At 33.1% G+C, this 23,414-nt stretch carries 20 protein-coding genes, 1 tRNA gene and 1 pseudogene; 15 read left to right on the forward strand and 7 right to left on the reverse strand.

Annotated features, from left to right (window positions below; translation table 11 throughout):
- The first annotated feature begins 25 nt into the window (after nt 1–25).
- Entirely contained in the window at nt 26–2,548 is a 2,523-nt protein-coding gene (locus AAC053_RS02825; protein WP_339752524.1) for a PIG-L family deacetylase, read from the forward strand.
- Nucleotides 2,549–2,684: 136 nt separating this feature from the next.
- The gene (locus AAC053_RS02830) at nt 2,685–4,493 is read left to right on the forward strand and encodes a sodium:solute symporter (protein ID WP_339752525.1); all 1,809 of its coding nucleotides are present in this window, start codon (nt 2,685–2,687) and stop codon (nt 4,491–4,493) included.
- Nucleotides 4,494–4,871: 378 nt separating this feature from the next.
- On the opposite strand, the gene AAC053_RS02835 is transcribed toward AAC053_RS02830, so the two are convergent.
- Entirely contained in the window at nt 4,872–5,720 is an 849-nt protein-coding gene (locus AAC053_RS02835) for a DUF2911 domain-containing protein (protein ID WP_339752528.1), read from the reverse strand.
- 645 nt (nt 5,721–6,365) lie between these two features.
- Between AAC053_RS02835 and folE the strand changes: the two genes are divergently transcribed.
- The 7 genes and pseudogenes from folE to AAC053_RS02870 all read left to right on the forward strand — a co-directional run bounded on the left by folE (nt 6,366) and on the right by AAC053_RS02870 (nt 10,759).
- On the forward strand, nt 6,366–7,058 hold the full coding sequence (gene folE / locus AAC053_RS02840) for a GTP cyclohydrolase I FolE (protein WP_339752530.1): 693 nt from the start codon (nt 6,366–6,368) through the stop codon (nt 7,056–7,058).
- Nucleotides 7,059–7,061: 3 nt separating this feature from the next.
- Nucleotides 7,062–7,289 carry a hypothetical protein gene (locus AAC053_RS02845; protein WP_339752533.1) on the forward strand — a complete coding sequence of 76 codons (228 nt, stop codon included), beginning with the start codon at nt 7,062–7,064 and terminating at the stop codon, nt 7,287–7,289.
- Nucleotides 7,290–7,482: 193 nt separating this feature from the next.
- Nucleotides 7,483–7,992, forward strand: a pseudogene (locus tag AAC053_RS02850) (glutathione peroxidase).
- 7 nt (nt 7,993–7,999) lie between these two features.
- Complete coding sequence (locus AAC053_RS02855; protein WP_339752536.1) at nt 8,000–8,170, forward strand: Lacal_2735 family protein; 171 nt, start codon at nt 8,000–8,002, stop codon at nt 8,168–8,170.
- Nucleotide 8,171: 1 nt separating this feature from the next.
- Nucleotides 8,172–8,636, forward strand: coding sequence for a TspO/MBR family protein (locus tag AAC053_RS02860; protein ID WP_339752539.1), 465 nt, complete (start codon nt 8,172–8,174; stop codon nt 8,634–8,636).
- A gap of 215 nt (nt 8,637–8,851) precedes the next feature.
- A complete protein-coding gene (locus AAC053_RS02865) occupies nt 8,852–10,156 on the forward strand; it encodes a deoxyribodipyrimidine photo-lyase (protein ID WP_339752542.1) in 1,305 nt (434 codons plus the stop codon).
- A gap of 243 nt (nt 10,157–10,399) precedes the next feature.
- Entirely contained in the window at nt 10,400–10,759 is a 360-nt protein-coding gene (locus tag AAC053_RS02870; protein WP_339752545.1) for a SnoaL-like domain-containing protein, read from the forward strand.
- A 113-nt stretch (nt 10,760–10,872) separates the two neighbouring features.
- Here AAC053_RS02870 and murA read toward each other — a convergent pair whose 3' ends face one another.
- The 3 genes from murA to AAC053_RS02885 form a co-directional block, all read right to left on the reverse strand.
- A complete protein-coding gene (gene murA / locus AAC053_RS02875) occupies nt 10,873–12,189 on the reverse strand; it encodes a UDP-N-acetylglucosamine 1-carboxyvinyltransferase (protein ID WP_339752548.1) in 1,317 nt (438 codons plus the stop codon).
- Nucleotides 12,190–12,195: 6 nt separating this feature from the next.
- Nucleotides 12,196–12,858: a DUF4290 domain-containing protein gene (locus AAC053_RS02880; RefSeq protein WP_339752551.1), complete on the reverse strand. Its 663-nt coding sequence runs from the start codon at nt 12,856–12,858 to the stop codon at nt 12,196–12,198.
- A 90-nt stretch (nt 12,859–12,948) separates the two neighbouring features.
- On the reverse strand, nt 12,949–13,242 hold the full coding sequence (locus AAC053_RS02885; protein ID WP_339752554.1) for a DUF493 family protein: 294 nt from the start codon (nt 13,240–13,242) through the stop codon (nt 12,949–12,951).
- A 91-nt stretch (nt 13,243–13,333) separates the two neighbouring features.
- Between AAC053_RS02885 and AAC053_RS02890 the strand changes: the two genes are divergently transcribed.
- The 5 genes from AAC053_RS02890 (at nt 13,334) to AAC053_RS02910 (ending at nt 17,881) form a co-directional block, all read left to right on the forward strand.
- A complete protein-coding gene (locus AAC053_RS02890) occupies nt 13,334–13,876 on the forward strand; it encodes an ATP-binding protein (RefSeq protein ID WP_339752557.1) in 543 nt (180 codons plus the stop codon).
- On the forward strand, nt 13,876–15,771 hold the full coding sequence (locus AAC053_RS02895; protein WP_339752560.1) for a RecQ family ATP-dependent DNA helicase: 1,896 nt from the start codon (nt 13,876–13,878) through the stop codon (nt 15,769–15,771). Before AAC053_RS02890 ends, AAC053_RS02895 begins: the two co-directional genes overlap by 1 nt.
- On the forward strand, nt 15,768–16,727 hold the full coding sequence (gene fmt, locus AAC053_RS02900; protein ID WP_339752563.1) for a methionyl-tRNA formyltransferase: 960 nt from the start codon (nt 15,768–15,770) through the stop codon (nt 16,725–16,727). Before AAC053_RS02895 ends, fmt begins: the two co-directional genes overlap by 4 nt.
- A 197-nt stretch (nt 16,728–16,924) precedes the next feature.
- Nucleotides 16,925–17,197, forward strand: coding sequence for an HU family DNA-binding protein (locus AAC053_RS02905; protein ID WP_008271173.1), 273 nt, complete (start codon nt 16,925–16,927; stop codon nt 17,195–17,197).
- 129 nt (nt 17,198–17,326) lie between these two features.
- Nucleotides 17,327–17,881, forward strand: a complete 555-nt coding sequence (locus tag AAC053_RS02910; protein ID WP_339752581.1) for a YqgE/AlgH family protein — start codon at nt 17,327–17,329, stop codon at nt 17,879–17,881.
- Between the two features lie 83 nt (nt 17,882–17,964).
- Here the strand turns inward: AAC053_RS02910 and AAC053_RS02915 are convergent, their stop codons facing one another.
- Nucleotides 17,965–18,816 carry an aminotransferase class IV gene (locus AAC053_RS02915; protein ID WP_339752571.1) on the reverse strand — a complete coding sequence of 284 codons (852 nt, stop codon included), beginning with the start codon at nt 18,814–18,816 and terminating at the stop codon, nt 17,965–17,967.
- A gap of 67 nt (nt 18,817–18,883) precedes the next feature.
- Nucleotides 18,884–19,276: an START-like domain-containing protein gene (locus AAC053_RS02920; RefSeq protein ID WP_339752573.1), complete on the reverse strand. Its 393-nt coding sequence runs from the start codon at nt 19,274–19,276 to the stop codon at nt 18,884–18,886.
- A 130-nt stretch (nt 19,277–19,406) separates the two neighbouring features.
- On the opposite strand from AAC053_RS02920, the gene AAC053_RS02925 reads away from it, so the two are divergent.
- Nucleotides 19,407–19,480 (forward strand) — tRNA-Met (locus tag AAC053_RS02925).
- 264 nt (nt 19,481–19,744) lie between these two features.
- Here AAC053_RS02925 and AAC053_RS02930 read toward each other — a convergent pair.
- Nucleotides 19,745–23,068, reverse strand: coding sequence for a PKD domain-containing protein (locus tag AAC053_RS02930; RefSeq protein WP_339752576.1), 3,324 nt, complete (start codon nt 23,066–23,068; stop codon nt 19,745–19,747).
- Nucleotides 23,069–23,414 lie beyond the last annotated feature (346 nt).

The following is a 23,414-nucleotide window of genomic DNA, read 5'->3' on the forward strand; positions in this document are numbered from 1 at the left end:
GGAGAGCAACTAACTAATAACCTCAATGTACCAGATTAGACTCTGTCTTTTGCTTTTTATAGGCGTCATATTTTCATTAACAGCACAACAACCCAATAAACTTAATTCTTCCAAAATCTACGAAGCCGTTCAAAAACTTAATGTTTTAGGATCAGTGCTCTATATTGCTGCACATCCAGACGATGAAAACACAAGGCTTATTTCTTATATGTCTAATGAAATTAAAGTACGTACAGCATATTTATCGCTGACGCGTGGTGATGGAGGACAAAACTTAATTGGATCCGAAATTAGAGAACTTTTAGGCGTGATTAGAACACAAGAACTATTAGCTGCAAGACGTGTTGATGGTGGCGAACAACGCTTTACAAGAGCCAATGATTTTGGCTATTCTAAACATCCAGACGAAACCTTAGAAATTTGGAATAAAGATGAAGTGCTTTCTGATGTGGTTTGGGCTATAAGAACATTTAAGCCAGATATAATTATCAATCGTTTCGATCACAGAAGAGCTGGTCGTACACATGGTCATCATACCAGTTCTGCGATGTTGAGCCTAGAAGCTTTTAATTTAGCTAGTGATGCTTCAAAATACAGTTCGCAACTAGAGCTAACCGAAACGTGGCAATCTAAACGCTTATTTTACAATACCTCTTGGTGGCGTTACGGAAGTCGAGAAGCATTTGATAAAATAGACAAAACCAATATGCTCAGTTTTGATATTGGTGTGTATTCAGCAATCAAAGGTCTTTCTAATAACGAAATTGCATCTTTGGCCAGCAGCCAACATTTATCCCAAGGTTTTGGTCGTTTGTCTCAACGCGGTAGGCAACAAGAATATATAGAATTTTTAAAAGGTGAACCTTTAGACGAAAGTAACAACATTTTCGCAGGTATTGATACCTCTTGGAATCGTATTGAAGGTGGACAAGCAGTTGGTAATATTCTCAACAAAATTGAAACTGAATTCAATTTTATAAACCCAGCATCTCACCTCCCGCAACTTTTAGAAGCATATAAATTACTTCAAATTGTAAAAAATGAGCATTGGAGAACTATTAAAACCAAAGAACTAAAAGCTATAATAGAAGCCAGTGCTGGTTTATATTTAGAGGTTTCTGCAAATACACCGCATGCTTCACCTAACTCTGCTGTAAAACTTCAAATGGAAGTTTTAAATAGAAGTAATACTCAAATCAGCTTAGTATCATATAACCTATCTACACTTCAAAATGGTATTGAAAAAAATATGGAATTACCAGAAAATCAACTTTTAAATTTTGAAGAAGGCATTACCATCCCAAATAATATGGCCTACACAGCGCCATATTGGCTGAATACTAAAAGTACACTTGGCATGTACCATGTAGAATATCAAGATTTAATTGGCTTACCAGAAACACCAAGAGTAGTATTTGTTGATTTTAACCTCAATATTGAAAGTACACCTATTACAATTACTAAACCAGTTGTTTATCGTTATTCTAAACTCGATAAAGGCGAATTATACAGACCGTTCGAAATTATTCCTGAAGTTTCTGCGACCATAAGTGATAAAGTATTCATTTTTGAAAACGACCAACAAAAAGAAATCGAAGTCATTGTAAAAGCTGGTAGAGATAATATTGATGGTTATGTACAAATGGCATACCCAAACGATTGGAGTGTGTATCCGCAAAAGCAAAAGGTAGATATTGCCAATAAAGGGGATATACAAAAAGTAGTATTTACAGTAATCCCTCCAAAGAATAAAAGTGAAGGTTTAATTACTCCTATGGTAAATGTAGATGGCGAATTCTTTACTGATGAGTTAATTGAAATTGATTACGCACACATTCCGTTTCAAACGGTTTTAATACCAAGTGAAAGCAAAGTTGTGCGTTTAGACATAAAAAAACGTGGTAATAATGTAGGCTATATTAAAGGAGCTGGTGATGTGGTTCCTGAAAGTTTACGTCAAATTGGCTATAATGTAACCATCATTAAACCAGATAAAATATCCACTGAAAATATAGTAAATTTTGATGCTATTGTTATAGGCGCAAGAGCTTATAAAACAGTACCAGAATTAGAGTTTAAGCAAATAATTCTTCTAGAATATGTAAATAACGGTGGTAATCTTATTGTACAGTATAACAAGACTGTAAGACGAGGTGGTGCAGATCCACAAGCTCCTTATAAACTAAAAATATCTTATGATAGAGTGACCGAAGAAAAAGCTTCAGTGCGAATTTTAGATCCAAACCATCCGCTTCTAAATTTCCCTAACAAAATTACATCTCAAGATTTTGATGGCTGGGTTCAGGAACGCGGCTTGTATTTCCCTAGCGAATGGTCCGAAGAATATACACCACTATTCTCAATGAATGATAAAGGAGAAAACCCAAAAGAGGGAAGCTTACTAATTGCTAAATACGGAAAAGGGAATTACATCTATACTGGCTTGAGTTTCTTTAGAGAATTTCCGGCAGGTGTTTCTGGAGCTTACCGCTTATTTGCCAATCTTCTTTCTGCAGGCAAAGAAGATAAAACACAACTTAAAAACTAACTACAGATTAATATGCACAACCAAGACCAACCACAACTAAAACAGAAATGGAACAAAATGTACACTATTGTTCTAATTGCTAACGCCTTATACATTGTACTCTTTTACTTTATAACAGCATCATTCGCATAAAACTATGCAGCAAACTTTAGACTGGGTTGACTGGGCCGTTTTAATTGCCACCTTAACCACAATAGTAGGTTACGGCACCTGGAAAACAAGAGGTAGTAAGAATGTTCAGGATTATGTTAGAGGTGGTAATACATCTAAATGGTGGACTATAGGTCTGTCTGTAATGGCTACTCAAGCGAGTGCTATTACGTTCTTATCAACAACAGGTCAAGCATTTTCTGATGGCATGGGCTTTGTTCAATTTTATTTTGGACTCCCAATTGCTATGGTCATAATTTGCCTAGTCTTTATACCACTATACCATCGTCTTAAAGTTTATACAGCATACGAATTCTTAGAAAATCGGTTCGATTTAAAAACACGAAGTCTTACAGCTATTCTATTTTTAATTCAACGTGGATTAGCTGCCGGGATTACCATTTTCGCACCTGCTATTATACTTTCTGTTGTATTAGGATGGAATATTGTGACACTAAACATTGTCATTGGTGTTTTAGTTATAATTTACACGGTTTCTGGTGGAACAAAAGCAGTAACCGTAACTCAAAAACAGCAGATGTTTGTGATTTTTGCTGGGATGCTTGCAGCTCTATTTATTATCATAGATTTAATTCCCGAAGAAGTCTCATTTACAGATGCAATAGATATTGCAGGTGCAACTGGCAAAATGGAAGTCTTAGATTTTTCTTTCGATCTAGAAAATAGATATACAGTTTGGACAGGACTCATAGGCGGTACATTTTTAATGTTGTCTTATTTTGGAACAGACCAAAGCCAGGTGCAACGTTACCTTTCTGGTAAATCCATGAAAGAAATGCAAATGGGATTACTGTTTAATGGTTTGCTAAAAGTACCAATGCAATTCTTCATTTTATTGGTAGGTGTTATGGTATTTGTATTTTATCAATTTAATCCAGCTCCATTAAACTTTATTGATGCATCTACACAAACTGTTTTAGCTTCAGAATATGGTGATGACTACAGAACGCTTCAAGAAAAGCAAAAGGCTTTATTTTCAGATAAACAAACCTTAAGTCTAGCGTATTCTAAAAATGAAAATCCAGCTACTAAGCAACAACTTTTTGCATTAGATAGTATTGAAAAATCGTATCGATTAGAATCTAAATTTTTAATCAAAAAAGCGGTAGATCCTGAATATACTTCAGATTACAATACACTTCAAAAAGAAGTGGAAGCGCTAAAATCTAATTCTGAAAGCGAAGCTTATCTCGAAAAATCAGCAGAGTTAACCGCTCTGTATAAAGACTCTGCAAAAGATACTCAAACCAATGACAGAGATTACATGTTCATTCGGTTTATATTAAACAATTTACCTAAAGGGCTTATTGGCTTATTATTAGCCGTTATTTTATCTGCAGCAATGTCATCTACAGCTTCTGAGATTAATGCTTTGGCAACCATTACTTCTATTGATTTGTACGGACGAAACCTAAAAGAAGACAAAGGTGAAGCACATACTGTAAAAATGACCAAATGGTTTACGCTAGGTTGGGGAATTGTAGCCATTATAATTGCTTGTTTTGCTAATCTTGCTGAAAACTTAATTCAGTTAGTAAACATTATTGGCTCTATCTTTTATGGAAATGTATTAGGTATTTTCTTACTAGCCTTCTTTTTTAAACACATTAAAGGTAATGCAGTATTTATAGCAGCCTTAATTACACAATTTGTCGTTTTGATTGGTTGGTGGTACGATTGGATGCCATATTTATGGCTAAATCTATTTGGCTGTGTGGTTGTCATTTTTGTTGCACACCTTCTACAACTCTTATTACCTAAAAAGTTGACGTAATTAGCTCTAAAATCATTAATTAAAGAGTTAGTGGAGCTGGTAAAACTAAGAGTCTAGTCACGAATTTTGAACTTATGCCACGTTAGAAACTATAAGAAAACTCATTGGTCTAAACAATTCTTTAGAATATAGGCTTTGAAATCAAAAATTGGAATGTCATTTCGAGCATGGCATACAATCTCATTAATAGATTACCACATTATGCGAAAAAGCATGATTCCCGAGATATAAAATTTAGAGTATTTTCAATTTCATCAGATCTCCACGACGCCGATAATAATCGGAATGCAGGCAATGATGTATATAAAAAGCGCAACTCATTGAGTTGCGCTTCTTATATTTAATTAGCAAAAAGCTAATAGCACTAATAGCTAAAACCTACATTGCGCCCCATTCTTTTAGAGAGTCTGTATTCATTTTAATATAAGCGTTATTCTTAGCTTTTTCAGCTCCTTCTAAAGATTTTTTCGCAGCTGCAATTGCCCCTTTTTTATCACCATTAGCAGCGTGGATTAATGATTGTTGTCTTAAATACCAAAAACGAGGTTGATCTTTTGTCAATTCAACAGCTTTATCAATCCAGTCCATTGCTTTATCTAAATTCTTATCCGTAGATAAAGTATAAACAGCGGCTGAATAATAATCATTTGCGGAAGGACCAGCCATAATTTTATCTATACTAGCAGAAACTTTTTTATCTGTTGGGACGGAAAAAGGAATAGCCACATAACTTTTTTCCCAAATCATATCAATTGTTCCACCACTGGCTGTGATATTATTAATATCTATAGTAAAAGTTTCAACGTTAAAAGGAATTTCGTTTACGTTAACTTTCATACTTGCTGCTACTTTAGTATCATCCCAATTTTGAGGCACTCCACTATTATTAGTATCTGTGTAGAACATTACTTCCCAAGTCTTTTCTTCTAACTTTGTGAACATAGCATATTTACCAGCTTTTAAAGTGCTATCACCAATGGTTACATCATCACTAAAATCTATTGTGGTATTAGCATTAGCGCCAGTTCTCCATACAGTTCCATAAGCTTCTAATCCACCAAATATTTTTCTTCCTTTTACACCAGGGCGAGAATATTCAATAGTAACGTCAGTTAATCCAACCTTCTGCTCTACTTTGCTAAAAGGACTAGGTTGTGGTGTTTCTAATTGTGCATTTGCAGAAAACATTAAAGTTAAAGCGCATACAAAGAGTACAAATTTCTTCATTTTGTTAAGTGTTAAGTGTTTTGTTTTTAAACTGCTATAAAATTACGACTTAAGCTAAGCTATATATGTTAATAAATTCTTAAAAAGAATGATTTTATATATTTTGAAAACACTTTATTGCTTATCAATAATTAAAAATTTAAACGATTATTCGCAATATTGTAAACTAATAATACTCAATTATAGGAGTAACTAAAAGTAAAGAAATGGATGCTATTACAGATATTGTAGTTAGAGCAGTTATTCTCTCCAATGCTATTCTTGTTTAAATTAGCTGCAAGTTGGTGAATGACGAGAAGTGTAGTGATGAGGATTGCAAAACAGCTAAATATAATCTCTTGTTTTTGAAAGTAATTGCGGTTTTTTTCGACTAAATTTAAGTTATTAAATGTTAATAATTGTTTAACATTATTAATAATAAATTAAACATTAGTAAATTTGAATTGAAATTACTATAATTGGTAGTTTTTATAGTTTGGTATAGAAATTGACCATTTAGATATAAAGACAAACAATAACAAAGTCTTTGATAAGCACAAATAATTTGCTTAATTAAGAAAATATATAACAACTCTAGTACAAGACGTTAACACGTGCTTTGATTTAAGCTTGGAGTACTTAAAGACAGCACATTAAAAAGATTCTATGAATACAGAAACAATTTCCAAAACAAATGGTCATAAACTCAATGGATTTACTTCAGAAAACATTGGTGACGACCATTTATTTACAAGTTTAGACACACCAATGAAAGCTAATGCTTTTGACATATCTAACAATGAAAAGAAAAAGCGCATCTCTATCTTATTCTCTGAAATAATGGATGTACTTGGTTTAGACTTAACTGACGACTCATTACAAGGCACACCAGATCGAGTGGCTAAGATGTACGTCGAAGAAATATTCTCTGGTTTAGACCCAGAAAATAAACCCGAAATAGCATTGTTTGATAATAAGTACCAATACAATCAAATGCTAGTGGAGAAGAATATTACATTCTATTCTAATTGCGAGCATCACTTTGTGCCAATTATTGGAAAAGCACATATTGCTTACAAATCGTCTGGTAAGGTTATTGGACTTTCAAAATTAAACAGAATTGTGCAATATTACGCTAAGCGTCCTCAAGTGCAAGAACGTTTAACAAATCAGGTTGCAAATGAACTTAAAACTGTTTTAAAAACAGAAGATGTTGCTGTAATTATTGATGCTAAACATTTATGTGTATCTTCGAGAGGTGTACAAGATGATACATCATCTACAGTAACAACATATTATGGAGGCGAATTTAATACCGCTTCAAAAATTTCAGAATTACAAAACTATTTAAACAATTAAGCTATGGATACATTAGAAAAAGCTATAGAATTTGAAAACAGAAAGTTTTCTTTTAAAACAACAAGCGACAGAATTGTAGCTGCAAGAGAAGCTAAAGATTTAATCTTAGCAGTAAACGAATTATATAAAAAAGATAAAGATGCTAAACTTATGGATTTAATGAAGCGTCTTACTGTTATAAAACAAAAAATAGAAAAGCGCTTAAAGGGTAGACCTTTAACAGCATCATAAACAATGAACGATTAATAGTGATTGTCGGAAGCAAAGGTAAAGACATCAATTGTCTTAATCTTTGCTTTCTTATTATTGTAAAGTCGTAAACATAGGCCGCATCATTTACCTGGTCTAGTTTTTGAAATAGATTGTGGTATTGTAAGCTTTAAACTTATAATTAACGAATCTATTAAAAGCTTTTATTGGCACTATTTCTACAACCGATAATGATGTTGTGCAAAAAGCATCACATCCTATTTACGACATTCAAATAAATAATTTACAAAGAGAATCTATTGCTTTGTTTGAATTTAAAGGAAAAAAAACACTCTTCGTTAATGTAGCGTCTAAGTGCTGTTTTACTCCTCATACAAAGATTTACAAAAACTGCAAGACACTTACAAGGATCAGCTTGTTGTTATCGGTGTACCTTGCAACCAATTTGGTAAGCAAGAATCTAGCAACTCATATCAAATTCAAGAATTTTGCTAAGTCAATTATGGTGTTTCATTCTTAATTACAGAGAAAGTAGATGTCAAAGGATCTAATCAACATCCTTTATACGAATGGCTGACTAAAAAAGCATTAAATGATAAGCAAAACTTTAAAGTAAAGTGGAATTTTCAGAAATACTTAGTAGATGAAGATGGCTCGTTTTTACGACTACTTCTACTCTATTACTAAATCTATGAATTCTAGAATTAGATCCTATTTAAAATAAAAATAAAATGTTCGGATTATTTAAAAAAACCTCTGAGTTAGATAAGCTACAAAAGCAGTACGAAAAGTTAATGGCAGAGTGGCATAGACTATCTACCACTAATAGATCTGAAAGTGATAAAAAGTATGCTGAAGCTGAAAAAATTATTGCTCAAATTGAAATTTTAAAGCAAAAGTGATTTGAAAAAAATTTATCTATTTATACTTTTTCTTATTATCAATTTCGGTGGACTAGCACTTGGTAGTTGGTCTATGGGAGATGCCGTAACTGGTGAATGGTACGCCAGTTTGAATAAAGCTCCATGGACTCCACCAGGTTGGGTATTTGGTGCCGCTTGGACAACAATAATGTTATGCTTTTCGATTTATCTAACGTTTTTATTCTCTATTAGAAAGTCAAGATTTGTAGTTATAGTATATAGTATAGCGGTATTGCTAAACATAAGCTGGAACTACATATTTTTTAATCAACAATTAACTCATTTCGGATTAGCTACAATCATTGCCTTAACACTAGTAATATCCTATTTCTTTATCAGTTGTAGTGATGAAAAATTAAGTAAACTAAAATATCTACTTATTCCTTACATTATTTGGCTTTGCATTGCTACATCACTAAACGGCTACGTCGTTTTATATAATTAGATTAAACATAAAAATATATACACTACATAAAACCAAAAATTATCAATTTCTGTTACGCAAGGATGGAAGTCTTTTTCAAGTCTTGCAAACTTAAAAACAAAAGCGCCAGATTAAATAGGATTTAAAATCTTATCTGGAGCAGACAGGCCAATCTTTTCTGTGACATATTCATACACACATAGACAAGTTTAGTTTGCCACTGTAATTATATAAGCATGAGTAAAAAAATAAACATCTTCTGGTTTAGAAGAGATCTAAGGTTAGATGACAATATAGGTTTTTATAATGCTCTAAAAGCCGAATATCCTGTACTTCCAATTTTCATTTTCGATTCCGAAATATTAGAAAAATTACCAAAAGATGATGCTCGTGTTAGTTTTATTTATGAAACGCTTCAAGACATGAGGCAAACACTACAAGATCATCACAAGAGTGGTATTGCCATGTTTTATGGCAAACCAATTTCTATATACAAACAATTAATTAAAAATTACGAAATTGATACGGTTTACACAAATCATGATTATGAACCTTATGCAGCTGAACGTGATAAAGAAATCGAATCATTATTAGAAACGCATAATATTGAGTATAAAACCTATAAAGATCAGGTCATTTTCGAAAAAAATGAAGTTGTAAAAAAAGACGGTAAACCTTATGTTGTCTATACTCCTTACATGCACACTTGGAAAGAAAAGTTTAAAACTATAGATTTTAAAATATCCCATCCAGAAGATTATTTCAATAATTTCATAAAAGACAATGCTTTACCAAATTTGAGCTTATCTTACATTGGCTTTGAAAAATCGGCACAACACATTGTACCTTATAAGGTTACTCCAACTTTAATTCAACACTACGAAGACACTCGAAATTTTCCTGCTAAGGACTCAACATCACATTTAGGACCACATTTACGCTTCGGAACAGTTAGCATTCGTAAAATGGTAAAAAAAGCCATTGCAGAAGAAAATGAAATCTTTTGGCAAGAATTGATATGGCGCGAGTTTTTTATGCAAATCTTATGGCATTTTCCAAACACGTCAAAAGAATCCTTTAAATCTAAATACGACAGAATTGAATGGAGAAATAATGAAGTCGAATTTAAAAAATGGTGTGAAGGTAAGACTGGTTATCCATTCGTAGATGCTGGTATGCGTGAGTTAAATGAAACAGGTTTTATGCATAATCGTGTTCGTATGATAGTTGGTAGTTTTCTTTGCAAACATCTTTTGATTGATTGGCGTTGGGGAGAAACCTATTTTGCAGAAAAACTGCACGACTACGATATGTCAAGTAACGTTGGTAATTGGCAATGGGTTGCTGGCTCTGGAGTAGATGCAGCTCCATATTTCAGAATATTTAACCCAACATCACAGATTTTGAAGTTTGATAAAAATCGCGAGTATATTAAAAAGTGGGTTCCAGATTATCAAGAGCTCACCTACCCTCAACCGATAGTAGATCATAAAATGGCTCGAAAACGTTGCTTAGAAACTTACAAATCCGCACTTAATTAACAGTAATATAAATTATTTTCTATTTTTTTAACTATTTTACACAATAAAACAAAATTTGTAACGTTGTTGTAAATAAGACGTTTTACGTCTTTACTGAATAACCATTTCTGTAAACAATTTTAAAAGCTCTGATTAGTCATCAGAGCTTTTTACATGCCATCACAATAAAACTCTAACATTAATTTAAGATAATACAATAAAGTTTTAACTAACTTAAATGCACTAATTTAAAATTAAAACAATATGAATACTTGGGATGTTGCAAAAAAATGGAAAGACATGTGTGAACAAGGAAAAAACTTGGAATGCATTAACGAACTCTATGCAGAAAATGTAGTTAGTAAAGAAATGCCTGGAATGCCTGGTGAAGTCATTTCTGGAAGACAAAATGTTTGGAATAAAAGCAAGGATTGGTTAGAGAGCGTTGAAGATTTTCATGCAAGCAGTATAAGCGAACCAGTAGTTGCAGGAAACTTTTTTACCGCTAAAATGGATTTTGATTGCACATTTAAAGAAAGAGGAAGACAGAAAATGGAGGAGGTTTGTGTATATGAAGTAAAAGATGGGAAAATTGCTAGTGAACAGTATTTTTATACCATGTAAAAAAGTATTATACCCAAAAACTTTAAAAGCTTCAAGATAAACTTGAAGCTTTTATTTTTGCTAATCTCGTCTAAATTCAGGATTCTAAAAGCGAAACAGTCTAAACTCTATATTTAATTCCCATCTAAACGTTCAATCTTAGCTCCGATAGCTCTTAAACGTTCATCAATATTTTCGTAACCACGATCAATCTGTTCTATATTATGAATTATTGAAGTTCCTTTTGCAGATAATGCCGCAATTAATAAGGATACTCCTGCCCTAATATCTGGAGACGTCATAGTTGTAGCCTTTAATGTCGATTTAAAATCATGACCAATAACGGTTGCTCTGTGTGGATCGCAAAGAATAATTTTCGCTCCCATATCGATCAATTTATCAACGAAGAATAAGCGACTTTCAAACATTTTTTGATGTACAATTGCACTTCCTCTTGCTTGGGTTAAAACTGTTAAAATAATACTCAATAAATCTGGAGTAAATCCGGGCCATGGAGCATCTGCTATTGTTAGAATAGAACCGTCTATAAAATTTTGTACTTCGTAACCATCTTTATGAGCTGGTATATGGATATCATCTCCTTGACGTTCTACGGTAATACCTATTTTTCTAAATACATTAGGTATTAAACCTAAATCGTCCCAACTTACATTCGTAATTGTTAATTCACTTTTTGTCATGGCAGCTAAACCAATCCAGCTACCAATTTCAATCATATCTGGTAACATTCTATGTTTAGTTCCACCAAGACTATCTACACCTTCAATGATTATTAGATTAGAGCCAATACCAGAAATTTTGGCTCCCATTCTATTAAGCATATTACAAAGTTGCTGTAAATAAGGCTCGCAAGCAGCATTGTAAATTGTTGTTGTGCCTTCAGCCAAAACTGCAGCCATAACAATATTAGCTGTTCCGGTTACAGAAGCTTCATCTAAAAGCATGTAAGTTCCTTTGAGCTTATCTGCTTCTACTCCGTAAAATAAATCTTCTCTATTGTAACGGAATTTTGCACCAAGGGCAATAAAGCCTTCAAAATGTGTATCTAAACGACGACGACCAATTTTATCTCCACCTGGTTTGGGGATATACCCTTTTCCAAAACGTGCTAATAAAGGACCTACAATCATTATAGAACCTCTCAATCCTTTTCCGTCTTCTTTAAATTCGGTAGATTCTAGGTATTTTAAATTGACTTGGTCGGCTTTGAACGTATAAGACCCTTTACCTAGTTTATTAATTTTTACTCCTAGCTTTTTTAATAAAGCAATGAGTTTATTTACATCAATAATATCTGGGATATTGTCTATCTTAATTTCTTCGGCAGTTAAGAGTACTGCACATAAAATTTGTAATGCTTCGTTTTTAGCACCTTGAGGCTGTATCTTCCCTTTTAATTGGTGGCCTCCTTCTATTTTAAATGTTCCCATACGTTGCTAGTAACGTTTTCTGTTGCTGGAATATTTTTTCTTATTCGAATTATTACTCTTTTTGTTGGTATTGCTTCTACTATTACTGTACTTAGTTTTAGTGCGCATCAAACTAGAAGAATCACTTAACTCTTCATCACTATTCTTAAGATCTAATTTTCCATTAGAAAGTTCAAATAAGTGATTAAAAATCACATCATCTTCAACTGTATCTTTGTTCCAATTAAGGAAGCATTTCTTCATATGGTTAGCGATCGTAAACTTTAAAGCCTCTTTTAGCTCACCTTCATCCCAACTTACAGCCACATCTATCATCGTTTTTATGTTATTTCCATAAAAACGATACTTTGGGAAATTTTGAGGGTAACTTAAAGGTTCTGGTCTGGCTTGTAATACCTCTCTCTCTGGCTTATCGTATGGAGAGTCTACATCCAATTCAAAATTAGCCATGATAAACAATTGATCCCATAGCTTATGCTGAAAATCTGGCACATCTCTTAAGTGTGGTTGTAGATTTCCCATTACTGAGATAATTGCCTTTGAAACTTTATTACGTTCTTCTTTTGTTTCTCGCGACTTGGCATAATTAATCATCTTTTGAAGATGACGTCCATATTCTGGAATAATTAAATGTTCGCGCTCTGTGTTGTATTCTATATCGTCAATCAAAATTGTAAAATGTGTAGTAAATAATTTTAAAACCCGCAGTCTTTAGGTTTTGCTGCAAAGTACAAAAAAATACGAAGGATGTAATAAATTTTACAGGGAAATTACTCCATCTACATTTTCTGCAACTTCCTTGTATTTAGTAATAACTTCCTCTGGATTTTTCATTCTAACATTTATGGAAACACTTGTATATTTCCCTTTCTTAGATTCGTTGGTGTTTATAACCGCACCTAAATCATTAAAAAGATCTTCAATGTCCTTAATTCCTGTACCATTAGAAACTACAATGAATTTATATAAATATTCTGTTGGCCAAAGTGCAGTATCGTACAATTGTGACTTTAGCTTATCGTAAAATTCGTCTGTTTTTTTAGAGCTGTCCATATTAAAAATTTTCAGTTGCAAAGATACGTTTAACTTTACATTTTTATGTCTAATTTTTTATCACGAATTTTACTGCAAAAATATTGCCAATTTGAATCCAAAGAAAATCGTCATAGCTGGTGGTCCTGGAACAGGGAAAACAACAATCATTAATCATTTGAAAGCGCATGGTTTTTTATGTTATGATGAAATCTCTAGACAAGTGACTTTACAAGCCCGAAAAGATGGCATCGAGCAAATGTTTCTTACAGAACCTCTACTCTTTAGTAGAAAACTTTTAGAAGGCAGAACACAACAATTCTTAGATGCTACAAAAGAGTCTGAATCTTTTGTGTTTTTAGATAGAGGCTTACCAGATGTCTTAGCCTATTTGGATTATATTGGTGACACTTATCCTGAATATTTTGTAAAAGCTTGTGAAGTTTACCAATACGATTATATCTTTGTTTTAGCTCCTTGGCAAGACATCTTTAAAAGCGATAGTGAGCGCTATGAAAGTTTTGAAGAAGCCATCGAAATACATCAGCATTTGTTAGAAACTTACAAGCGTTTTGGCTATAAATTAATAGATGTCCCATTTGGTAGTATTAAAAACAGAGCAGATTTTGTTCTAGAGTCCTTAAATTTGCAGTAATGCATCCTATAGAAGTTTTAGAACGGTATTGGAATTACACTTCCTTTAGACCATTACAAGAAGACATTATTACTTCGGTTTTAAATAATGAAGATACCTTTGCTTTATTACCAACAGGTGGTGGAAAATCGATTTGTTTTCAAGTTCCTGCTCTAATTAAAGATGGTATTTGTATTGTCATTTCTCCTTTAATTGCTTTGATGAAAGATCAGGTAAATACTTTAAAAGCAAAAGGCATAAAAGCAATTGCATTAACTTCGGGCATGGCTTACAAAGATTTAGACACGCAATTAGACAATTGCATCTATGGTAACTATAAATTCTTATACCTCTCTCCAGAACGCTTACTACAACCTTTAGTACAAGAACGTGTTCAGCAAATGCAAGTCAATCTAATTGCCGTTGATGAAGCGCATTGTATTAGTCAATGGGGAAATGACTTTAGACCAGCCTATAAAAACATTAATGTCTTACGACAAATACATCCGCATGTTAATTGTATTGCATTAACAGCGACGGCAAAACACAATGTGGTTGAAGATATTATAGATAATCTCGATTTTGTTAATCCAAAAACTTACAAAGCATCTTTTGCAAGACCTAATATTGCTTTCAGTGTTATTCATACAGATGATAAATTTTATCAGCTAGAATATATTTTAAAAAAACACCAAGGGGCTTCTATTATATATGTAAGAAATAGAAGAGCAACCACAGACATTCATAATTATTTAAGTGCAAAAGGCTTCTCTACGACCTTCTACCATGGCGGCATTACCAATAAGGAAAAACAAGAACGTTTATATCAATGGACCAACGACCAAAAACAAATTATGATTGCCACTACCGCTTTTGGAATGGGAATTGATAAGGCTAATGTAAAAACCGTAATTCATTTTAATTTACCAGAAAGTTTAGAAAGTTATTATCAAGAAGCAGGTAGAGCAGGTAGAAATGGTCAATTGGCTTATGCCATTATTTTAAAACAACATATTGATGAAGATCACCTTCGAAGTCAGTTTTTAAGCTCACTTCCTTCTGTTGACTTTGTAAAAACAGTATATAATAAGTTGTGCAACTATTTTCAAATTCCTTATGGCGAAGGTGCGGACAGCACACATCAATTCGACTTTAAATCATTTTGCAATACATATAAATTAAAGGCCAACATTACTTACAACGCTTTATTAATACTCGATAGAAATGCGATTATTACGCTAACTCAACATTTTAATTTTAGAACGAAGATTCAATTTATTACAACAAATGCAGCGTTATTTCAGTATTTAGAAACGCATTTAGATTTAAATACATTAGTTAAAATTTTATTGAGAACCTATGGCGGTATTTTTGATTATGAAACAAAAGTGAATCTTAGTCTCATTATTCAAAAATCCAATCTACCAGAAAAGCAAATTATAGAACAATTACAGCGTTTAAAAAAAGATGAAATTATTAACCTACAAATGGCAAACACAGATTCTGAAATCACATATTTAACACCACGAGAAGATGATATTACAATCAACCCTATTGCTAAAACTATAGAACAACAACATCAATTGAAGCATCAACAGATTGAAGCTGTTCTTAATTATGTTAAAAATGATTCGGTATGTAGAAGCCAGCAGTTGTTGGCTTATTTTGGAGAAAAGACTAGTACTAATTGTGGAAAATGCTCAGTATGTCTAAATAAAAATTCAGGAATAAGTTATTCTAATAAAGTTAGTATTTCAAATCTTATCTTAAAAAATTTAAAAGGTAAAGATTTATCTTCGCGACAATTATTACAAATCATAAAATGTTCTGAACAAGAACTGATACATAGTCTTTCAGAATTGATGGAAATTAAAAAAATTAAAATAACACAAGCTAATACCTATTCACTTACATGACAAAGAAGCGCGATTTACGAATTGTTTTTATGGGCACACCAGATTTCGCTGTGGCAACTTTAAAAGCACTCCTTAATAATGGTTATAATGTGGTTGGTATTATAACGGCTCCAGATCGACCAGCAGGTCGTGGACAGAAGTTAAGAGCGTCTGCAGTAAAACAATTTGCTCTAAAGCATAATCTAAATATATTACAGCCAAAGAATTTAAAAGCAGAGACCTTTATTGAAGAACTAAGTTCTTTAAATGCCAATTTGCAAATCATAGTTGCTTTTAGAATGTTACCTAAAGTGGTTTGGCAAATGCCAAAATATGGTACGTTTAACCTACATGCATCTTTATTACCAGATTACAGAGGAGCTGCTCCAATTCATTGGGCTATTATTAATGATGAGACTAAAACTGGTGTCACCACATTTTTTATTGACGAAAAAATTGATACTGGCGCTATTATCTTAAGCAATGATGCTATCATTGAAAAAGCTACTACTGTAGGAGAACTACACGATGATTTAATGACAATTGGAAGTGAACTGGTAATTAAGACTCTGAAACTGATAGAATCAGATTCAGTATCAACAACTATTCAGCCTCAATCTAAAGATTTAAAAACGGCATACAAACTTAATAGAGATAACTGTAAAATAGATTGGTCTCAATCCATAGATACCATATATAATAAAATTAGAGGACTAAACCCTTTTCCAACGGCTTGGTGTTATCTAGATAATAAGGATGATGAGTTATTGATGGTAAAACTCTATGCAATCGAAAAACATATATACAGCCACAAACATCCTAACGGACTCATTATTGCTTCTAAAGATCAATTAAGAGTTGCATGTGAAGGTGGTTACATTAATATTAAAGAAATACAACTCCCAGGAAAACGGAAAATGGATGTAAAACCACTCTTAAATGGGTTTCAATTTTCTGAATTAGCAAAACTGCTGTAAACCCTTATTATCATTGGTTAAATAAAAAACCCGATGAAATACATTCTCTTTATTAACAAATGTTATAAGTTATCAACAAAATGCCTTATTTGCCTTGCTATTACTTGCGTAGCTTAATATTCCTAATAATTTTGTGTACGGATTTTTAACAACTATTATTTAAAAACCGATTTTTTAACAATTTAAATTTAACATTTATGAACAAAACAGATTTAATCAATGGTATGGCAGAGAATGCTGGAATTACAAAAGCAGCTGCAAAAAAAGCATTAGATTCTTTATTAGTAGACATCGAAGGATCTTTACAAAAAGGCAACAGAGTATCTTTAGTAGGATTTGGTTCTTGGTCAGTATCTAGAAGAGCTGCAAGAGATGGAAGAAACCCACAAACTGGAAAGACTATCAAGATTAAAGCTAAAAATGTAGTGAAATTTAAGGCAGGTTCTGACTTAAGTAGTGCTGTAAACTAAGACATTTTTTGTTTAAAATACAGAGCCTGCTCAATGAGCAGGCTTTTTTTTACTCTAATTTTAAGAGGTTTGAGTTGCTTATTTAAGAAAAAAACTATAGATTTAGTAGTCTATAATGCTGATAAAACAATGACCAAACCCGAAAAAGGCAACTTATTAATTGCTGAACCGTCCATAATCGGTGACATATCATTTAATCGTGCTGTGATTCTTTTAGCAGATCACAATGCGTTAGGATCTGTTGGGTTTATCTTAAACAAGCCTTTAGATTATAATCTTAAAGACCTAATTGATGGCACCGAATCTGAGTTTACAGTTTATAATGGAGGCCCTGTAGAACAAGACAACCTTTACTTTATCCATAAATCACCTGAGTTAATACCAAATAGTATTGAAATATCGAACGGTATTTTTTGGGGAGGAGATTTTAATGTCGTCTTAGATCTTATAAATGAAGATAAGATATCAAAAGACGATATACGCTTTTTTCTAGGTTATTCTGGCTGGGACGAGCAACAATTAGATAATGAACTTCAGTCTAACGCTTGGTTAGTTTCTAAAAATGTTTATAATAACGATATTATAGCAAAGCCATATAATTCCTTTTGGCGCGAAAAAATGTTAGAACTTGGTGGTGATTATAGTATATGGTCTAACGCACCCGAGAACCCTAGCTATAATTAAACACATCATTGCGAGGCACGAAGCAATCTGTTTATTGTTAGTTCTTCACTTAATGACATATAGATATGTGTACGGCTTTACTTTTATTGAAGCCTTAATTTCGTATTCAACTTCGCAACAACGTTTTGAGCAAAATCAGTTCCATAAGTTTTTTTACGATACTGAGTAATAGGCACAATACCTTTAATCACATTCGTAATAAACAGCTCATCAGCTTTTTGAAGCTCAAAAGGACTAATTGAAGCTTCTTCAACAAAAAGATTAACATCCTTAACTAATAGTTCCAAGATTTGTTTTCGCATCACACCTTTAAGACAGCCATCTTCCAATGGAGGCGTTTTAATCCTATCAGCCTTAACTAAGAATAGATTACCGTTTAAAGCTTCAATAACGTTTTTATTTGTGTTGAGTAACAAACAATTATCAAAGTCATTTTCCTTTGCATAAATACTCCCAATTATCTGAATAGCTTTGTTATTAGATTTTAATCCCGATAATAAGCCAGGAGCCACAAAGTAGTCTTTATACAAATCTACAACGCAAGTAGCATCTGTATCTATAGTATAAGATGGATTAGAATTTGGTTCTGCAACAATATTGAAATTTATTTTTGCATCATCAGTAGGTAAGTATTTACCTCCTTCACCTCTATCTACATTTAGACGTACTCGAGCTGTTGTGTTTAATAATTCGTTGACTTCAACCGTTTTTATAATTTCAGCTTCAAGAAATTCCATGGTAAAGCTCATTGGGATATCCATTCTTAGAATACGCATTGATGACATGAGTCTAAAATAATGATCTTCCCAAAAGAAGATTCTACCATTAACCACTTTTAGAGTTTCAAAAAGTGCATCTCCATATTTATAACCTCTGTTATGAGTTGGGATTTTTGAATCTGTTTGAGGTAGAAGAGTTCCGTTAAAATTCACCATAGAAAAGTCTCTATTTAATTTTTTAAATAAATCGAGACAAATATATAATAGATAATTTAGTTACTTGTTAAGCAGAACCTAAAACTTGTTTAAGACTAGAAATTTGATTAGCCCATAGCATTTTACCTTCTTCCACTTCATCTTCTTCTGCAAAGTCGGTAACCATTAAAGAAACATCTTTAGTAATCTCATCAACTTGGATGCGGATTTCAAAATAATATGATGCGTCGTCTTCATCATCAATGAGCCATCTAAATTTAATGCGCTCTCCATTCTTTTTACTTAATAATTTAGCTTGCTCTTCTGAGCCATCCCAAATAAAAGTAAATAGTTCGCCACGAGAATTTACATTGTCGGAAAACCACTCTGATAGGCCTGAAGGTGTTGATATATATGTATATAGAAGAGCTGGTGATGCGTGTATCACAAACTCCATTTCATATTTTACTTTATCGTCCATAGATGCATTATATTATATGCTCAATATATACAATTATGGGTCAATTCAAAACTTTAAATTAAAAATTATTTTTTTAGAATGTTATGTTTGTTGTCGTAGAATTTGTTTTTATATTTGCAGCCGCAATAATGGCGAGGTAGCTCAGTTGGTTAGAGCGTCGGATTCATAACCCGGAGGTCACGAGTTCAATTCTCGTTCTCGCTACAGTAGTAAACCCAGAATGGATGTTCTGGGTTTTTTTATGCCTTGTATTTGAGCTCGCTCAAAAATACAAAAGCATAAAAAAACCCATAAACAAAACGCAGTTTTGTAGGTTTTACTATTGTATAGCTCAACTGCGAAGAATCACCGACAGGTAATTCTCTCACTCTATTCCATTATTTATTATACACATTTCTAGTGAGCAATAAAAAAGCCCAATAGATAAAGATTATCTATTGGGCTTTAAACCTATTAGAGCTAAACTTATTATTGCTTTATTATCAGTTTTGCTTGGTATAACATTCCAGAATTTGCAATGGCTTTAATATTATAAATACCATTAGGTAATCCATAAACAAAAATCTGTTTACCATCTTTATCTATTTTACCACCTTTGATCTGTTGAACTAACCTACCTGTGAGATCAAAAATCTCTATCGCTTCGATGTCTTTTGCTTCTTCAAAGCTAAGCAATGTTTTACCAGAAGATGGGTTTGGAGATATTCTCATCTCATCTTTAGTTACTGCATTACGTATTTCTGCTGGTGTTAAAGCTGGTAAATACTGAATAAGTGTAGCCTTAGTCGTTGTAGATCTATCATCAATTCTATTTGACAATCCTCCACGACCTCTAAGATGAATACTTACTAAATCGTTACTACCATCACTGTAAACTTGCACTCGTAAGGCTTCTGCAGTTAACGCTGGTCCGTTTCTACCGTCCCATAGATAAATACCACTATCTATCCAACCTCCTTGGCCTGCTTCTAAAATGGTCCACAATCCATCATTAAGATAACTAATTCTCCATAACGAATTTGGCTGTGGTTGATTTGAATACGTTCCACCAATAGTAACGTAGTTCATTAATTTTGGTGTCTCCCAATCTACTTGCCACAAGAAGCCATTATCTGCATCTGGTGTCCCAAGATTTTCATTAAAAGCAACTCCGTATTCATTCCAATCGGTTCTAATAAAATAATCATCTATTGCAGGATCATATAAAATAGCGTCTGGTGTACCACGTCCATTAGAAACTGAACCTGATAAGGTTGCATCATCTAACAGTGCTAGGTTGATACTATCATCCGGATCATTATCCGCATTACCATCACTTACTGTGATTACTTTAGTCTTAACACCTGTTTGACCATCATTATCTGTAACTGTTAAAGTCACCGTATAAGTTCCTGATGCTGCATACGTATGTGATGCCAAAACTCCTGATGCTGTATTACCATCACCAAAGTCCCATGCATAATTAACAATACTACCATCGTCTGTAGAATTATTAGCATCAAAATCTACATCAAGCATGTTTTTTGCTACTGTAAAATCAGCAACTGGCGAACCTGATGGTGGTAAATACATAAAAAGTGTAGCCTTAGGTGTTGTAGCACTATCATTAATTTTAGTAGATATACCTCCACGTCCTCTTAGGTGAATACTTACTAAATCACTATTTCCATCGCTATAAACTTGAATACGCATTGCATCTGCTACTAAAGGTGGTGAATTTGTACCATCCCATTCGTATATACCACTATCTATCCAACCGCCTTGGCCTTCTTCTAAAGTCGTCCAGTCACCATTGTAAAGGTAACTAACTCTCCATAACGCATTTGGTTGTGGCTGATTTGCATACGTACCTCCAATAGTTATATAATTAACTGCTTTTGGTGTATCCCAATCTACTCTCCAGAAAAAGCCATTATCTGCATCTGGTCGTCCCAGATTTTCTTGATAATTAACGCCATATTCATTCCATTTGGTTATAATACGATAATCTTCTATTAATGGATCGTATAATATAGCCAATGGTGTACCACGACCATTTGAGACAGAACCTGATAAAGTCGCATCATCTAAAAGTGCTAAGTTGACACTATCACTTGGCTCGTTATCTGTATCTGGTGCATCACAACCATCTGGTGTGCCATTGTTATTAACATCAATATTATCATCGAAACCTTCACAAATATCAAATTCATCACAGACACCATCTCCATCTGAATCTGACTCAGTTGTAGTGGTTACCGAAACATCTTGAGGTAGTGTTAATATATTACCATTACCATCATCAAAAGTCCAATTAACTACATAATCTCCTGCCATAGTATATTCAGTAGAATCGATAGTAGTACCAACAATTGTACCTCCACAATTATCTAAAGCTGTTGGTGGCACAAGAGACACTGAACACTCTTCAGTAATACTTGGCACTGACGTAGCACCTTCAATACACTTATAAATTTCTATATTTCTTAAACAAAAACTATATCCATCTCCTAAAGCCGCATATTGCGTTATAAAGTCTAATGCTCCTGCTAAAGTAAGTTGACTAATATCAAACTGACTAATATCTATATTCTCTACATCAATTGCGTTGGTATCTACGGTTAAAACTAAAGTTTGGTCTAAAAAAATTTTACCAACACCTCCTATATATTTAACCTCCACGGTATGCCATTCATTTAATGGTACATTAACCTCAGCATATAATATATCTCCATTCTCGAGTAAAACGCCTACTTGTTCTGTAACAACATTGAGTACTACACCTAAAAAGTTAAGATAAGGATTATCAATAGCTCCTAAGGTAACTACTGAGTTTTGTGATTTAACTATGGCACCCTCTATTTCAAACGCTCCATCAGATTCTACCGCAATAGCTGGGAAATACGATAAATTAAAATCTAGTTTTATACCAAAGTTATGAGGATCGAAATTGTCTTCTAAAGGAGTAACATCAAAACTATCTATGATACTTAAAAGATCTGGGTCATTTATTACATTAGAAATATCATCGAAATTATCTACGATAGCATTATCTAAACAAAGACCATCAGTATCAGAAATGTTTACTCCTGGTAATATATCAGTGTTGTTATTACCTGATGCATCGCTTAAATCCGTTAATGGGAAAGAAGCTATAATCTCTTTTAAAACTGGCGCTTCTGAATCTGCATCACAAAGGTCTTCTAAAGTAGGTGTACCACAACCATAAACTGAAAATCTTAAATCATAAACAGCAAAAAAAGGATTTGCTACTAAACCACTAGCAGTTAAGAATGTAATCATACCATCTGCATAAGGATCATTATTTGATGCTCCAAAAGTCACATTCACAACTCCAAATACTGGTGTTATAATTAAGTAATAATCAGTCCCAGAGTTTAATGTCACTGGATTATCAAACAGAAAATCTCCGCCTTCATCACCCATTGAGAGAGGATCAACTCCGTTATTTGGATCGTATGAATACGTACCAGAAGCTAGAGAGCTAGCCGGTAAAGCTCCTGATGCTGCACCCTCATATACATTTAAAGTAAATTCAACAGGACCTGTTGCATTATGTGGCGTCATTTCAACTTCAATACCTCTTGCCTCGATAGTTTCAGGAACCATAAATGATTGCCCAAATCCTAAATATATTGGATTAGCTGGTGCTAAACCACTATTAGTCGTGACAGTGTTTCCTGCCAGTGATTCTTTAGTATCACAAGATCCTTGTGCACTTAGAACATACGACATTAGTAATATTGGTATAAAAAACCAATTCTTTAAATAATTAGTAGTTTTTGTTTTCATCTTTAAAAGTTTAGTTTAAAATTCAATATCCCATAACTAAATAATACAAATACAAAAAGACCAATACCAGTTTCTGGCATAGCCTATAATAATACTATATTAGATATAGTGTAAAACATTGAGGGTTGATTAATTAAATAATAGCTTAATAAAAATCGTGTTTAAATAGCGCTTGTGCAAATGATTAATACTACTATTCGACAAAACGCCCTACAAATCAGTTAAGTAGAAAAAAAAAATCGATAAACAGTGGCAAAACATAGATAAATGTTATACATTATTTGCAAATAAAAATTGATTTATAAAGTATATACTTTAAAAAATAAAACACTAAGCATAAAGAATT

This window comes from uncultured Winogradskyella sp. (genome assembly GCF_963975125.1).
GTDB lineage: Bacteria > Bacteroidota > Bacteroidia > Flavobacteriales > Flavobacteriaceae > Winogradskyella.

Excerpts from the sequence above, each read along its gene's own strand:
- AAC053_RS02915 (WP_339752571.1), bottom strand. The coding sequence starts at position 18,816 with ATGGTGAATTTTAACGGAACTCTTCTACCTCAAACAGATTCAAAAATC.
- AAC053_RS02905 (WP_008271173.1), top strand. The coding sequence starts at position 16,925 with ATGAACAAAACAGATTTAATCAATGGTATGGCAGAGAATGCTGGAATT.
- AAC053_RS02920 (WP_339752573.1), bottom strand. The coding sequence starts at position 19,276 with ATGGACGATAAAGTAAAATATGAAATGGAGTTTGTGATACACGCATCA.
- folE (WP_339752530.1), top strand. The coding sequence starts at position 6,366 with ATGAATACAGAAACAATTTCCAAAACAAATGGTCATAAACTCAATGGA.
- AAC053_RS02830 (WP_339752525.1), top strand. The coding sequence starts at position 2,685 with ATGCAGCAAACTTTAGACTGGGTTGACTGGGCCGTTTTAATTGCCACC.
- AAC053_RS02910 (WP_339752581.1), top strand. The coding sequence starts at position 17,327 with ATGACCAAACCCGAAAAAGGCAACTTATTAATTGCTGAACCGTCCATA.
- AAC053_RS02855 (WP_339752536.1), top strand. The coding sequence starts at position 8,000 with ATGTTCGGATTATTTAAAAAAACCTCTGAGTTAGATAAGCTACAAAAG.
- AAC053_RS02865 (WP_339752542.1), top strand. The coding sequence starts at position 8,852 with ATGAGTAAAAAAATAAACATCTTCTGGTTTAGAAGAGATCTAAGGTTA.
- murA (WP_339752548.1), bottom strand. The coding sequence starts at position 12,189 with ATGGGAACATTTAAAATAGAAGGAGGCCACCAATTAAAAGGGAAGATA.
- AAC053_RS02835 (WP_339752528.1), bottom strand. The coding sequence starts at position 5,720 with ATGAAGAAATTTGTACTCTTTGTATGCGCTTTAACTTTAATGTTTTCT.
- AAC053_RS02870 (WP_339752545.1), top strand. The coding sequence starts at position 10,400 with ATGAATACTTGGGATGTTGCAAAAAAATGGAAAGACATGTGTGAACAA.
- AAC053_RS02895 (WP_339752560.1), top strand. The coding sequence starts at position 13,876 with ATGCATCCTATAGAAGTTTTAGAACGGTATTGGAATTACACTTCCTTT.
- AAC053_RS02930 (WP_339752576.1), bottom strand. The coding sequence starts at position 23,068 with ATGAAAACAAAAACTACTAATTATTTAAAGAATTGGTTTTTTATACCA.
- AAC053_RS02845 (WP_339752533.1), top strand. The coding sequence starts at position 7,062 with ATGGATACATTAGAAAAAGCTATAGAATTTGAAAACAGAAAGTTTTCT.
- AAC053_RS02885 (WP_339752554.1), bottom strand. The coding sequence starts at position 13,242 with ATGGACAGCTCTAAAAAAACAGACGAATTTTACGATAAGCTAAAGTCA.
- AAC053_RS02825 (WP_339752524.1), top strand. The coding sequence starts at position 26 with ATGTACCAGATTAGACTCTGTCTTTTGCTTTTTATAGGCGTCATATTT.
- fmt (WP_339752563.1), top strand. The coding sequence starts at position 15,768 with ATGACAAAGAAGCGCGATTTACGAATTGTTTTTATGGGCACACCAGAT.